The sequence below is a fragment of the Streptomyces sp. NRRL S-350 genome (genome assembly GCF_000719705.1).
Taxonomy (GTDB): domain Bacteria; phylum Actinomycetota; class Actinomycetes; order Streptomycetales; family Streptomycetaceae; genus Kitasatospora.
Genome location: NZ_JOHO01000017.1, coordinates 83282 through 97152, shown reverse-complemented (window position 1 = coordinate 97152; position 13871 = coordinate 83282). Strand labels below are relative to the sequence as shown.

11 protein-coding genes are annotated in these 13871 nt (G+C 73.5%); 5 read left to right on the top strand and 6 right to left on the bottom strand.

What is annotated here, in order from left to right; translation table 11 throughout:
• Nucleotides 1–10 precede the first annotated feature (10 nt).
• Complete coding sequence (locus IF30_RS0118115) at nt 11–520, top strand: GNAT family N-acetyltransferase (RefSeq protein WP_030239140.1); 510 nt, start codon at nt 11–13, stop codon at nt 518–520.
• 62 nt (nt 521–582) lie between these two features.
• On the opposite strand, the gene IF30_RS0118110 is transcribed toward IF30_RS0118115, so the two are convergent.
• The 4 genes from IF30_RS0118110 to IF30_RS0118095 form a co-directional block, all read right to left on the bottom strand.
• Nucleotides 583–2970, bottom strand: a complete 2388-nt coding sequence (locus IF30_RS0118110) for an ATP-binding cassette domain-containing protein (RefSeq protein ID WP_030239136.1) — start codon at nt 2968–2970, stop codon at nt 583–585.
• Between the two features lie 127 nt (nt 2971–3097).
• A complete protein-coding gene (locus IF30_RS0118105) occupies nt 3098–3511 on the bottom strand; it encodes a VOC family protein (protein ID WP_030239133.1) in 414 nt (137 codons plus the stop codon).
• A 115-nt stretch (nt 3512–3626) separates the two neighbouring features.
• Nucleotides 3627–4397, bottom strand: coding sequence for an alpha-ketoglutarate-dependent dioxygenase AlkB (locus IF30_RS0118100; RefSeq protein ID WP_030239131.1), 771 nt, complete (start codon nt 4395–4397; stop codon nt 3627–3629).
• Entirely contained in the window at nt 4381–5610 is a 1230-nt protein-coding gene (locus IF30_RS0118095) for a hypothetical protein (protein WP_030239130.1), read from the bottom strand. The genes IF30_RS0118100 and IF30_RS0118095 overlap by 17 nt, the downstream gene beginning before the upstream one ends.
• A gap of 232 nt (nt 5611–5842) precedes the next feature.
• Here IF30_RS0118095 and IF30_RS0118090 point away from each other — a divergent pair, with 232 nt between their 5' ends.
• The 4 genes from IF30_RS0118090 (at nt 5843) to IF30_RS0118075 (ending at nt 12473) form a co-directional block, all read left to right on the top strand.
• A complete protein-coding gene (locus IF30_RS0118090; RefSeq protein WP_037900353.1) occupies nt 5843–7618 on the top strand; it encodes an acyclic terpene utilization AtuA family protein in 1776 nt (591 codons plus the stop codon).
• Nucleotides 7615–9213: an acyl-CoA carboxylase subunit beta gene (locus IF30_RS0118085; protein ID WP_030239124.1), complete on the top strand. Its 1599-nt coding sequence runs from the start codon at nt 7615–7617 to the stop codon at nt 9211–9213. Before IF30_RS0118090 ends, IF30_RS0118085 begins: the two co-directional genes overlap by 4 nt.
• A 118-nt stretch (nt 9214–9331) precedes the next feature.
• Nucleotides 9332–11278 (top strand): acetyl/propionyl/methylcrotonyl-CoA carboxylase subunit alpha, encoded by a 1947-nt coding sequence (locus IF30_RS0118080; protein ID WP_030239122.1) that lies wholly within the window; start codon nt 9332–9334, stop codon nt 11276–11278.
• Between the two features lie 13 nt (nt 11279–11291).
• Nucleotides 11292–12473, top strand: coding sequence for an acyl-CoA dehydrogenase family protein (locus IF30_RS0118075; protein WP_030239118.1), 1182 nt, complete (start codon nt 11292–11294; stop codon nt 12471–12473).
• 22 nt (nt 12474–12495) lie between these two features.
• Here the strand turns inward: IF30_RS0118075 and IF30_RS0118070 are convergent, their stop codons facing one another.
• Nucleotides 12496–13194 (bottom strand): class F sortase, encoded by a 699-nt coding sequence (locus IF30_RS0118070; RefSeq protein WP_030239115.1) that lies wholly within the window; start codon nt 13192–13194, stop codon nt 12496–12498.
• Complete coding sequence (locus IF30_RS0118065; RefSeq protein ID WP_234322741.1) at nt 13181–13807, bottom strand: hypothetical protein; 627 nt, start codon at nt 13805–13807, stop codon at nt 13181–13183. Before IF30_RS0118065 ends, IF30_RS0118070 begins: the two co-directional genes overlap by 14 nt.
• Nucleotides 13808–13871 lie beyond the last annotated feature (64 nt).

Genomic DNA, 13871 nt, shown 5'->3' with positions numbered 1-13871 from the left:
CGGGGAGACGATGGAGTACCGGATCGAGCGGATCGGCCGCGAGGACTGGCAGCGCCTGCGGAAGGTGCGGCTGGCCCAACTCCTCGACACACCCCTGGCGTTCGGCGAGACCCACGAGTACGCGAGCCACCAGGGCGAGGGCAACTGGCGGGCCCGGACGAACTGGGTCGACGAGCCCGGCAGGATCGGCCTGGTCGCGGTGGACGCCGACGGGGAGTGGGTCGGCACGATGCTGTCCGTGCCGAACGCCGACCGGGCCGACGCCGTCGACCTGATCGGCGTCTGGGTGGACCCGGCGCACCGAGGCCGCGAACTCGGCGTCGCGGACGCCCTGCTGGACGCGGTGCTCGCCTGGGCCCGCGGCCGGGGCGCCGGGCGGATGCTGCTCGGGGTGCACGAGGCGAACCCCCGCGCCGCCGCCTTCTACCTGCGGCGCGGGTTCACGTACACCGGGGGCGCGACGCCGTACGTGCTGGACGCCTCGGCCCGGATCCTGGAGATGTCCCTCCCGCTGGGCTGACGCGGACGCCTCAGGACGACGGCCCTCCCGCCGGCCGTCCGCCCGGGCGGGAGGGCCCGGGCTCACCGGCCGACGTACTCGGCCAGCGCCTCACCCGTCAGCGTGGAGCGGTCGGCGACCAGTTCGGCCGGGGTGCCCTCGAAGACCACCCGGCCGCCGTCGTGGCCCGCGCCCGGGCCGAGGTCGATGATCCAGTCGGCATGCGCCATGACCGCCGGGTGGTGCTCGATCACGACGACCGACTTGCCGGAATCCACCAGCCGGTCCAGCAGCCCGAGCAACTGCTCGACATCGGCCAGGTGCAGGCCGGTGGTCGGCTCGTCCAGGACGTAGACGCCGCCCTGGTCCGCCATGTGGGTGGCCAGCTTGAGCCGCTGCCGCTCGCCCCCGGAGAGCGTGGTGAGCGGCTGCCCGAGGCTGACGTAGCCGAGCCCGACGTCCGCCAGCCGCTCCAGGATCCGGTGCGCGGCCGGCAGCCTGGCCTCGCCCGAGCCGAAGAACTCCTCGGCCTCGGTCACCGACATCGCTAGCACCTCGGCGATGTCCCGGCCGCCCAGCCGGTACTCCAGCACGGCGGGCTGGTACCGCTTGCCCTCGCAGTCCTCGCACGTGGTGGCCACCCCGGCCATCATCGCCAGGTCGGTGAAGACCACGCCCGCGCCGTTGCAGGTCGGGCAGGCGCCCTCGGAGTTGGCGCTGAACAGGGCCGGCTTCACGTCGTTGGCCTTGGCGAAGGCCTTGCGGATCGGTTCGAGCAGCCCGGTGTAGGTGGCCGGGTTGCTGCGCCGGGAGCCGCGGATCGCGCCCTGGTCGACCGAGACCACGCCGGCACCCGGCGCGATCGAACCGTGGATCAGCGAACTCTTGCCGGAGCCCGCCACCCCGGTCACCACGGTGAGCACCCCGAGCGGGACGTCCACGTCCACGTCCCGCAGGTTGTGGGTGTTCGCACCCCGGATCTCCAACTGCCCGGTGGGCCTGCGCACCTCCGCCCGCAGCGGCGCCCGGTCGCCCAGATGGCGGCCGGTGACGGTGCCGCTGCTCCGCAGCCCCTCGACGCCGCCCTGGTAGCAGACCGTGCCGCCCGCCGTGCCGGCGCCGGGGCCGAGGTCGACGACGTGGTCGGCGATCGCGATGGTCTGCGGCTTGTGCTCCACCACCAGCACGGTGTTGCCCTTGTCGCGCAGGCGCAGCAGCAGCTTGTTCATCCGGTCGATGTCGTGCGGGTGCAGGCCGGTGGTGGGTTCGTCGAAGACGTACGTGGTGTCGGTGAGCGAGGAGCCGAGGTGGCGGATCATCTTGACCCGCTGCGCCTCGCCGCCGGAGAGCGTGCCGGACGGGCGGTCGAGCGAGAGGTAGCCGAGGCCGATCTCCACGAAGGAGTCGAGGGCCTGCTGCAGCGTGGTGAGCAGCGGGGCCACCGAGGGCTCGTCGAGGGCGCGGACCCAGGCGGCGAGGTCGCTGATCTGCATCGCGCAGGCGTCGGCGATGCTGATCCCGGCGATCCTGGAGGAGCGGGCGGCCGCGCTGAGCCGGGTGCCCTCGCAGTCCGGGCAGGCGGTGAAGGTGACGGCGCGCTCCACGAAGGCGCGGACGTGCGGCTGCAGCGCGTCCTTGTCCTTGGAGAGCATCGACTTCTGGATCTTGGGGATCAGGCCCTCGTAGGTGAGGTTGACGCCGTTGACCTTGACCTTGGTCGGCTCCCGGTGGAGGAAGTCCTGGAGTTCCTTCGCGGTGTAGTCGCGGATCGGCTTGTCCGGGTCGAGGAAGCCCGAGTTGGCGTAGACGCCGACCGTCCACCAGCTGTCGACCTTCCAGCCGGGGATGGTGATCGCACCCTCGGAGATCGACTTGGAGGCGTCGTAGAGCTGGGTGAGGTCGATGTCGGAGACGCTGCCCCGACCCTCGCAGCGCGGGCACATGCCGCCGGTGATGCTGAAGCTGCGCCGCTCCTTGACGGTCTTGCCGCCGCGCTCGACGGTGACCGCGCCCGCCCCGCTGATCGAGGGGACGTTGAAGGAGAAGGCCTTGGGGGAGCCGATGTGCGGGGTGCCGAGGCGGCTGAAGAGGATGCGCAGCATCGCGTTGGCGTCGGTGGCGGTGCCGACGGTGGACCGTGGGTCGGCGCCCATCCGCTGCTGGTCGACGATGATCGCGGTGGTCAGGCCTTCGAGGACGTCCACCTCGGGGCGGGCCAGGGTGGGCATGAAGCCCTGGACGAAGGCGCTGTAGGTCTCGTTGATCAGCCGCTGGGACTCGGCGGCGATGGTGTCGAAGACGAGCGAGCTCTTGCCGGAGCCGGACACGCCGGTGAACACCGTCAGGCGGCGCTTGGGGAGGTCGACGCTCACGTCCTTGAGGTTGTTCTCGCGCGCGCCGTGGACGCGGATCAGGTCGTGGCCGTCGGCGGCGTGCGGCTCGGGCCGGTGCGCGTCCGTCCTCTTGGACATGGTTCTCGTCTCTCCCTGTCGGTCGGTCGGGCCCGTCCCACGTGGGGGCGGGCCCGTCGGGTGTTGCGGTGGCCGGGTGTTGCGGTCGTCGGGTGTGCGGTGGCCGGGTGTGCGGTGGCCGGGTGGCTCAGCGCACCTCGTTGAAGCGGATCATGTTGCCGGCCGGGTCACGGAAGGCGCAGTCGCGCTGGCCCCACGGCTGCTCGGTGGGCTCCTGCACCAGTTCGGCGCCGCCGGACTTCAGCCGGTCGTAGGTGCCGTCCAGGTCGGTGGTGGCCAGGACGAGCCGGGCGTAGGTGCCCTTGGCCATCATCTCGGTGATGGTCCTGCGCTCCTCCTCCGTCACCCCGGGGTCGGCGGCCGGCGGCTCCAGCACCACCGAGACGCCGGGCTGGCCGGGCGCCCCGAGGGTGATCCAGCGCATCGGGCCGCCGCCGACGTCGTTGCGGACCTCGAAGCCGAGCAGGTCGCGGTAGAAGGCCAGGGAGGCCTCGGGGTCGGTGTGCGGGAGGAAGGTCCAGTGAATGCTGATGTCGTTCATGGCTGCAACGCTAGGCGCGCCCCCGGGCCGGGCGCTTCTCGAATCCTGATCGGTCCGCCCGGCCGCTCCGCGCGGCGCCCGGTGACGGACCGCGACCGTTCGTGGTCCTGCAGGGTCAGACGGGCGGCATCAGGTCGCTCTCGCTGACGGTGTACGTCAGCGGCGGGTAGCCGAAGTCCGTTTCCTCGTTCTCGCGGCGCCGCAGTCGGTAGAACTCCTGCCGCTGCTCGTCGTCGGCCGCGACGAGCCGTGCACCGTGCGGCAGGTACGGGAGCCCGTCGCGGAACCGTAGGAGGGTCTTCGACGTCCGGAAGGTCACGCCCAGCCATTGGTTCTCCGCTGTTCGGGCGGCCTTTTCCAGGACGATTCGGTGTCTGAGCCGCCGATTCGTGTCGACGGAGAACGCGACGACACCGTTGTGGGCGAGGGGGATCGCGAAGGTCTCGCCCGCCGACTCCTTCGATTCGAAGATCAGCTGCCTGGGCGGGCCCGCCTCGGCGTGCAGGTAGCAGGAGAAGACGGCGATGAACGAGCCGTCGGCCAGATCGAGGGCCTGGTCGGAATGGCCGCCCATGGTGGTGTAGGCGTTGGTGTAGCTCTCGATGAGGGCGTTGTCGAAGCCGACCGGAAGCCCCAGGTGCTCCCGGATCCGTTGCGCCAGGCGTTCGTGCACCGCCCGGAAGCGCTGCGCGGGGCTGCCGTACCGGGTGGTGGTGCGCACGAGGGGTACGCCGCCCGCCTCGTCGATCCTGGTGAGGACGGCGCCCCGCCGGCCCTTTCCCACGTCTTCGAGGCGGGCCGATGCCGACAGCTCGGCAAAGGGATCCCCCTCGGCCGGCAAGGTGCCCGAGATGATGTCGTCCGAGATCCTAGATCCGGGGGGCAAGGTAGTCTCCCGAGTTCATGCTGAAGCGGAATCGGTCGCCGTAGTCGATCGCGGACGAGGTCCTGTTCTCCTCGGCGTACAGCCTGCGCAGCTCGTCCATGCCGGCCGGTGTGGGCGGCCCCAGCTCCACCAGGTCTCCGGCCACGTCGAGGAAGGTGCGGCCGTCCTTGTGGACGGCTTCGGTGTCGGAACAGCGCACCACGTAGCCCAGGCGGGTCGGGAGCAGTTCGGCGTCCACCATGGAGGGCCGGATCTCGTGCGTGTACAGGCGGTTGGTGGACAGCGGCATGAAGAACACGGAGCCGGGATAGAGGGTCAGCTCGAACTGCTGGGGCAGCGCGCCCCCGCCGCGTTCCCCGACCGGCTCCTTGAGGCGGAAGCGGAGCCTGGTCAGCCCGCTGGCACCCTTCACGCCGTAGTCGAAGGCGTCCTCGGCCAGTGGCTGCAGTTCGTCGAGCCGGTCGTAGAAGGTGCAGAAGGCCATGATGCCGTTGGCGGGCATGTCCTTGGTCTTGTCGGCGTGGGCCGCGATCCTGGCCTTGGACTGCTTGCGCCCGGCCGTGGCAGCGGTGTTGTGGTAGGTCTGGGCGAGGACGTGGTTCAGCGGTGCGTGGTGCCGGAAGACGGCGGCGGCCTCGCGGTTCAGGTCCGCCACGATGCGGGTGTCGGTCGGGCCGAAGTTCTCGGTCGGCCCCGAGAGGTTGGTGGAGCACCGGAGCAGGCGGAAGCGCAGTTCGTCGCCGTGTCGTGTGACGGGCGTCAGGTAGATTCCGCTGCGGTGCGCCGTGCCGGGTTTGGTGGACTCCGTCAGGGACTGGAACGCGTGCTCCGCGCGGATCCGCCCGAAGTGGTCGTCGCCGAGGTCGAAGAAGCGGCGGTAGTACACGCCGACGCCGTGCACGCGGACGGGCACCCGTCCGCGGTCGACGACGGTCCACGGCCGGTCGGCGTCCCCGTGGTACCCCCGGGACAGCTCCCGGACGACGAACACCCGCGCGGCCGAACGCAGTTGGCGGCCACTGAGCCCCGATACGTCGCCGCACAGGTAGACGGTCCGGTGCGCCAGGTCGGGCGGGGCGGAGGCAAGGGCCTCCGGCGTGATCGTGGTCCCGAAGAAGTCCCTGACCGCGTCGTCGTCGTGCAGCGTCGAGGGCGCGACCAGGACGTTGCCCGTGTCCTCGATCCGGGCTTCTGCCGGCTCTGTCGTGTGCATCAAGCGGTACCTGTCATTCGCGGATCCCGGATCCCGGTGGATGGTTCACAGCCGTCGACCTGCCAACGGCCGGCGTCCGCCGGCGGTTCCGGTCGTGGCGGGCAGTTGCCGCCCGGCTGTTCCGCTCAGGGAAACAAGCAGGCGTGATTGCTTTTTTCTCGGAGCGGTGCCACGCTGCTGCCCGACGGCGCTCGTGCTGGGGCGCCGCCAACTCACCGGCAGGGGAGGCGCATTGGCGCGCGACGGCACGGTACTGCGGATCGGCAACGGATCGGGCTTCTACGGCGACCGGTTCACCGCGATGCGGGAGATGCTCACCGGCGGGCCGATCGACGTGCTCACCGGGGACTACCTGGCCGAGTTGACCATGCTCATCCTGGCGCGGGACCGGCTGAAGGACCCGTCGCTCGGCTACGCCCGGACGTTCCTGCGCCAGATGGAGGAGTGCCTGGGCCTGGCCCGCGAGCGGGACGTGAAGATCGTGGTGAACGCGGGCGGCCTCAACCCGGCCCGGCTCGCCGGCGAACTGCGCGAACTGGCCCGGCGCCTGGGCGTCGAGGCCGCCGTCGCTCATGTCGAGGGCGACGACCTGCTGCCGCGCCGGGCCGAACTGGGCCTTCCCGACGGACTGTTGGCGGCCAACGCCTATCTCGGGGCCTTCGGCGTCGCGACCTGCCTGACCGAGGGCGCGGACGTGGTGGTCACCGGCCGGGTGACGGATGCGGCGCTGGTCGTCGGGCCCGGGATCGCCCGCTTCGGCTGGGCTCCGGACGACCTCGACGCCCTGGCCGGGGCGGTGGTCGCCGGACACGTCCTGGAGTGCGGCGCCCAGGCGACGGGCGGCAACTACGCCTTCTTCCGCGAGCACGACGTGACCCGGCCCGGCTTCCCGATCGCCGAACTGCACGCCGACGGCTCCAGCGTGATCACCAAGCACCCGGGCACCGGCGGTGCCGTCACCGTCGGCACCGTCACCGCCCAACTCCTGTACGAGACCGGCGGACCGCACTACCTCGGGCCGGACGTCACCGCCCGGCTGGACACCGTCCGGCTCACCGAGGAGGGCCCGGACCGGATCCGGATCGACGGCGTACGGGGCGAGGCCCCGCCGCCCACGCTGAAGGTGGGCCTCAACCGGCTCGGCGGCCACCACAACGAGGTGGTGTTCGTCCTCACCGGCCTCGACATCGAAGCGAAGTCCGCCCTGGTGCAACGGCAGTTCGCCGGGGCCCTGCCGCCCGAGGCCCGCCCGGCGGAACTGCGCTGGACGCTCGCCAGGACGGACCACCCGGACGCGTCGACCGAGGAGGCCGCCTCCGCCCTCCTGCGGCTGGCCGTCCGCGATGCCGACCCGGCCAAGGTCGGACGGGAGGTCGGCAGGGCCGCCGTGGAGCTGGGTCTCGCCGGCTACCCCGGTTTCCACCTCACCGCCCCGCCCGGGCCGGGCACGCCGTACGGGGTGTTCACCGCCGCGTCCGTCGACGCCGAGGCCGTCGAGCACACCGCCGTCCTGCCGGACGGCCGCCGGATCGCCGTTCCCCCCGTGCCGACCACCGGGCAGCCCCGTGCCGCAGTGCGCCGGCCCCCCGAACCGCTGCCGGCCGAACCGCTGCCGGCCGAACCGCTGCCGGCCGGACCGACCCGGCGGGCTCCGCTCGGCCTGGTGGCCGGTGCCCGCAGCGGAGACAAGGGCGGCGACGCCAACCTCGGCGTCTGGGCCCGCACCGACGACGGCTGGCGCTGGCTCGCGCACGCCCTCACGGTGGAGCGGCTGCGGGAACTCCTCCCCGAGACGGCGGACCTGCCCGTCACCCGGCACCTCCTCCCGAACCTGCGCGCCGTCAACTTCACCCTCACCGGGCTGCTCGGCGAGGGCGTCGCCGCCCGGCACCGCTTCGACCCGCAGGCCAAGGCGCTCGGGGAGTGGCTGCGCTCCCGCCACCTGGACATTCCGGAGCGGCTCCTGGCCCCGGAGCCGCTCCCCGACACCACGGAGAGGCCGCTGTGACCGTCCTGCCCACCCGCGTCGACCCGGCCGGGCCCGAGTACGCCGAGCACCGCGCCGCGATGCTCGCCAAGCTCGCCGAGCTGGACGCCGAGCACGCCAAGGCGTTGGCCGGCGGCGGCCCCCGGTACGTGGCGCGCCACCGCGAGCGCGGCAAGCTGCCGGCCCGCGAGCGGATCGAGCTGCTGGTCGACCCGGACTCGCCGTTCCTGGAGCTGTCCCCGCTGGCCGCCTGGGGCAGCGACTACCCGGTGGGCGCCGCGCTGGTCACCGGCATCGGCGTGGTCGAGGGCGTGGAATGCGTGATCACCGCCAACGACCCGACCGTGCGCGGTGGGGCCAGCAACCCCTGGACGCTGCGCAAGGCCCTGCGGGCCAACGAGATCGCGCTGCACAACCGCCTCCCGCTGGTGAACCTGGTGGAGTCCGGCGGCGCCGACCTGCCCAGCCAGAAGGAGATCTTCATCCCCGGCGGCGCCCTCTTCCGCGACCTCACCCGGCTGTCCGCCGCCGGCGTGCCCACCGTGGCCGTGGTGTTCGGCAATTCGACGGCCGGCGGCGCGTACGTGCCCGGCATGTCGGACCACACCGTGCTGGTGAAGGAACGGGCCAAGGTCTTCCTCGGCGGCCCGCCGCTGGTCAGGATGGCCACCGGCGAGGAGTCGGACGACGAGTCGCTCGGCGGCGCCGAGATGCACGCCCGCACCTCCGGCCTGGCCGACCACTTCGCGACGGACGAGGCGGACGCGCTGCGGCTGGCCCGCCGGATCGTCGCCCGGCTCGACCACCGCAAGCCAGGCCCCGCGCCCGACCCGCTCGCCGAGCCGCCGAGGTACGACGAGGAGGAGCTGCTGGGCATCGTCCCGGGCGACCTCAAGGTGCCCTTCGACCCGCGCGAGGTGATCGCCCGGCTGGTCGACGCCTCCGACTTCGACGAGTTCAAGCCGCTCTACGGCACCAGCCTGGCCACCGGCTGGGCCCGCCTGCACGGCTACCCCGTCGGCGTGCTCGCCAACGCGCAGGGCGTGCTGTTCAGCGCGGAGTCCCAGAAGGCCGCCCAGTTCATCCAGCTGGCGAACCAGCGGAGCACCCCGCTGCTGTTCCTGCACAACACCACCGGCTACATGGTCGGCAGGGACTACGAACAGGGCGGCATCATCAAGCACGGCGCGATGATGATCAACGCCGTCGCCAACTCCCGGGTGCCGCACCTGTCGGTGCTGATGGGCGCCTCGTACGGGGCCGGCCACTACGGCATGTGCGGCCGGGCCTACGAGCCGCGCTTCCTGTTCTCCTGGCCGAGCGCCAAGTCCGCCGTGATGGGCCCGCAGCAGCTCGCCGGGGTGCTCTCGATCGTCGCCCGGCAGTCGGCCGCGGCGAAGGGGCAGCCGTACGACGAGGACGCGGACGCGGCGATCCGCGCGATGGTCGAGGAGCAGATCGAGGCCGAGTCGCTGCCGGTGTTCCTGTCCGGGCGGCTCTACGACGACGGCGTGATCGACCCGCGCGACACCCGGACGGTGCTCGGCCTGTGCCTGTCCGCGATCCACAACGCGCCCGTCGAGGGCGCGCGCGGCTACGGCGTCTTCCGGATGTGAGGGGCAAACCATGAGGTCGACGACATCCGCGACATCCGCGACATCCACGACATCCACGACATCCACGACATCCACAGCGTCCACCGCATCCGCGACGTCCGCGGCCTCCACCGCACCGATGCCGTCGACGGCGTCGATCGGCAACCTGCTGGTCGCCAACCGGGGCGAGATCGCCCGCCGGGTCTTCCGCACCTGCCGGGAGCTCGGCATCGCGACGACCGCCGTCCACTCCGATCCGGACGCGGACGCCCCGCACGTGCGCGAGGCCGACACGGCGGTCCGGCTGCCCGGGGCGGCGCCCGCCGACACCTACCTGCGCGCGGACCTGATCATCCGTGCCGCGCTCGCCGCCGGGGCCGACGCCGTCCACCCCGGCTACGGATTCCTGTCCGAGAACGCCGAGTTCGCGCAGGCCGTGCTGGACGCGGGCCTGGTCTGGGTGGGCCCGCCGCCGGCCGCGATCGCCGCGATGGGCTCCAAGACGGCCGCCAAGCGGCTGATGGCCGCGGCCGGCGTGCCCGTCCTCGGCGCGCTCGCCGAGCCGGCCGAGGCCGATCTGCCGGTCCTGGTCAAGGCGGCGGCGGGCGGCGGCGGCCGCGGCATGCGGGTGGTGCGCAGCCTCGCGGAGCTGCCCGGCGAACTGGCGGCCGCCCGCGCCGAGGCCGCCAAGGCTTTCGGCTCGGACGAGGTGTTCTGCGAGCGCTACCTGCCCGCCGGGCGGCACGTCGAGGTCCAGTTGCTGGCCGACGCGCACGGCACGGTCTGGGCGGTCGGCGACCGGGACTGCTCGCTGCAGCGGCGGCACCAGAAGGTGATCGAGGAGGCGCCCGCCCCGGGCGTTCCGGCGCGGGTGCGGGCCGAGCTGCACGCCGCGGCGGTGAGCGCGGCCCGGGCGATCGGCTACGTCGGCGCGGGCACCGCGGAGTTCCTGCTCGCCGAGGACGGCGGATTCTGGTTCCTGGAGATGAACACCCGCCTGCAGGTCGAACACCCGGTCACCGAGGCGGTCACCGGACTGGACCTGGTCGCCCTCCAACTCGCCGTCGCCGAAGGGGCGGAGCTGCCGCCGGAGCCGCCCGCGCCGAGCGGCCACGCGATCGAGGCCCGACTGTACGCGGAGGACCCGGCCAGGCAGTGGCAGCCCGCCACGGGCACCCTGCGCCGGCTCGAACTCACCGTTCCGTACGAGGAGTTCACCGGCCGGGGGGTGCGGCTGGACTCCGGTGTCGCGGACGGCGCCGAGATCACCCCGCACTACGACGCGATGCTCGCCAAGGTGATCGCCTGGGCGCCGACCCGCGCCGCCGCCGCCCGCCGCCTGGCCGACGCACTGGCCCGTGCCCGGATCCACGGCCCGTCCACCAACCGGGAGTTGCTGGTCCGGGCGCTGCGGCACCCGGACTTCCTGGCCGAGCGCCTGCACACCGGCTTCCTGACGGAGCACGGGGCCGAACTCACCGCTCCGGACGCCCGGGGCGCCGGGCGGGCCGCCCTGGCCGCCGCCCTCGCCGACGCCGCCGCCCGGCGCACCGCGCTCCCGTCCGGCTGGCGCAACCTGCCCTCCCAGCCGCAGCTAAAGCGCTACCGGTCGGCCGACGGCGCCGAGTCGCAGGTCCGCTACCGCCTGACCCGCGCGGGCCTCGAGGCCGAGGGACATCCCGAGACCGGGCTGATCGAGGCCACCCCCGAGCTGGTCGTCCTGCGCGAGGGCGAGGTGCGGCGCAGCTACCGCGTCGCCCGCTACGGCGACCGGGTGTACGTGGACTCGCCGCTCGGCAGCACCGCGCTCACCGCCCTCCCGCGCTTCCCCGACCCCGCCGCCCGCACCGAGCCGGGGGCACTGCTCGCCCCGATGCCCGGCACCGTCGTCCGCACCACCGCCGCCGTGGGCGACACCGTCACCGCCGGCCAGCCGCTGCTCGTGCTGGAGGCGATGAAGATGGAGCACCGCGTCACCGCCCCCGCCGACGGCGTCCTCGTCGAACTGCGCGCCACCCCGGGTCGGCAGGTGGAGCTCGGCACCCTGCTCGCCGTCGTGCAACCGGCCGACCCCGCCACCGTCTGAGGAAGGACCCCGCATGTCCGCCATCGGCAGTCAGCTCCTCGAAACCCCCGAACGCCGTGCCCTGCGCCAGGCCGTCGGCGACCTCGGGCGCCGCTACGGCTCCGCCTACTACCTCGCCAAGGCCCGGGCCGGCGAGCCCGCCGACGAACTGTGGGCGGAGGCCGGCAAGGCCGGCTACCTCGGCGTCAACCTGCCCGCCGAGTACGGCGGCGGGGGCGGCGGCATCACCGACCTCGCGATCGTCCTCGAGGAGCTGGGCACCGCCGGCTGCCCGCTGCTGCTGCTCATCGTCTCGCCGGCGATCTGCGGCACCGTGATCGCCCGCTTCGGCACCGAGGAGCAGAAGCGGTGCTGGCTGCCCGGGCTCGCCGACGGCAGCCGCAGGATGGCCTTCGGCATCACCGAGCCGGACGCGGGCTCCAACGCGCACCGGATCTCCACCGTGGCCCGCCGGGACGGCGAGGACTGGCTGCTGACCGGTCGCAAGGTCTTCGTGTCCGGCATCGACCACTCCGACGCCGTGCTGTTCGTCGCCCGCACCGAGGCCGCGGACACCGCGGGCGGCCGCAGGCTCAAGCCCTGCCTGTTCGTCGTCCCCCGCGACACCCCCGGCTTCGAGTTCCGGCCGATCCCGATGGAACTCGTCGCCCCCGAGAAGCAGTTCCAGGTCTTCCTGGACGACGTCCGGCTGCCCGCCGACGCCCTGGTCGGGGACGAGGACGCGGGCCTGCTGCAGCTCTTCGCCGGCCTCAACCCCGAGCGGATCCTCACCGCCGCCTTCTCGCTCGGCCTCGCCCGCCAGGCCCTCGGCAAGGCCGTCGAGTACGCGAAGACCCGCACCGTCTGGTCGACCCCGATCGGCGCCCACCAGGGGCTGGCCCATCCGCTGGCCCAGTGCGCGGTGGAGATCGAGCTGGCCCGGCTGATGACCCAGAAGGCCGGGCTGCTCTACGACGCGGGCGAGGACGCGGCCGCGGGGGAGGCCGCCAACATGGCCAAGTACGCGGCCGGGGAGGCCGCCGCCCGTACGGTCGACCAGGCGGTGCAGACCCTCGGCGGCAACGGCCTCACCCAGGAGTACGGGCTGGGCGCGCTGCTGGCCGCGACCCGGGTCGGCCGGGTCGCCCCGGTCAGCCGGGAGATGGTGCTCAACTACGTCGCCCAGCACACCCTGGGCCTGCCCAGGTCGTACTGAGCCGGGCGTGCGCGAGCGCCGCTCACCGCGCCGAGGACAGGTGGGCGAACACCACGGTGTTGGCCTCGTAGCCGGTCTTGCGGTCGAACTTCCCGCCGCAGGTGATCAGCCGCAGCTCGGCCCGGCCGGCGCCGCCGCCGTACACCAGGGCGTCCGGGAAGTCCTTCTTCGGGAAGACCCGTACGGAGTCCACGGTGAACACCGCGGTGCGCCGGTCCTTGCGGACCACCTCGACGGTGTCGCCCGGGCGGAGCAGCCCGAGCCGGTAGAAGACCGCCGGCCCGCTGCGGTTGTCGGCGTGCCCGACGACGATGGCGGCCCCGGCGGCGCCGGGCGCGGCGCCGTCCCGGTACCAGCCGGTGAGGTTGCGCTGCTCCATGGGCGGGGTGCCCAGCTGCCCCGAGGCGGTCAGGCCGAGGCCGGTCACCGGGGCGTCGACCTTGATCGAGGGGATCCGGATCCTGGTGGGGGGCGAGGCCGGCACCGGCGGCGCGGCGACCGCTGCCGGTGCGGGCGCCGGGACAGGCGTGGCGGCGGGTGCGGCGGCCGGCGGCGCGGCGGTCGCCGGGGGCTCGGGCGGCAGCGGCGGGCCGCCCCGGTCGGCGGTGCCGTCGTGCACGAGCCAGGCGCCGCCCGTCGCGAGCGCCAGCGCGGCGACCCCCGCCCGCCAGGGACGGGGGCCGCCGCGCCGCGCACGGGTGCGCCGGTCAGGACTCGGCATTGCGTCCGGGACGGCGGCGCATCGAGCGGAGGGCGATCCCGCCCGCGCCGACGACCAGCGCGACGCCGCCCACCACCTCGGCGGCATCGGAGCCGGAGGTGCCGCCGCCACCGGTGCCCACCCCGCCGTGCGGCCCGCCGCTCGGCGATCCGCCGGGGGAGGAGTGCGACGGCGATCCGGAGGGGGACGGCGACGAGGTGGCGCAGGAGACGTCGAAGACCTTGTGCTTCGCGCTGCCGCTCTCGCCCACGAACGTCCAGTCGAGCTTGTAGTGCCCGTCCGGAAGGCTGTACGTCTGGGTCGCGCCGGTGCCGTTGGCCAGCACGATCGTCCCGGCGAGCACCTGCGCGGTGCCGGTCGGCGGCTGCTGCGAGATGGTCCAGCTGACCAGCTGGACGGTGTCGAAGTTGAAGGCGTCCAGGTAGAACCGGCAGACCTTCGGGTCGTCGTTCTGGCTGTCCACCGGCGTGGTGCTGTCGTGCACCTTGACGTCGCCGTTGTCGCCCGGCGCGGCGAACGCGGCGGGGCCCGCGCCGAGGGTGAGCGCGAGGGCGGCGCCGGCGGCGGCGAGGAGTCGGCGGGTCGGGGGCAAGGGAGGGGAGGTCGTGCTCACGGTGGGGTGCTCCAGGGTCCGGGGCCGCACCCGGGGGCGGGCGGCCGTGGTCCAACACCGTCCG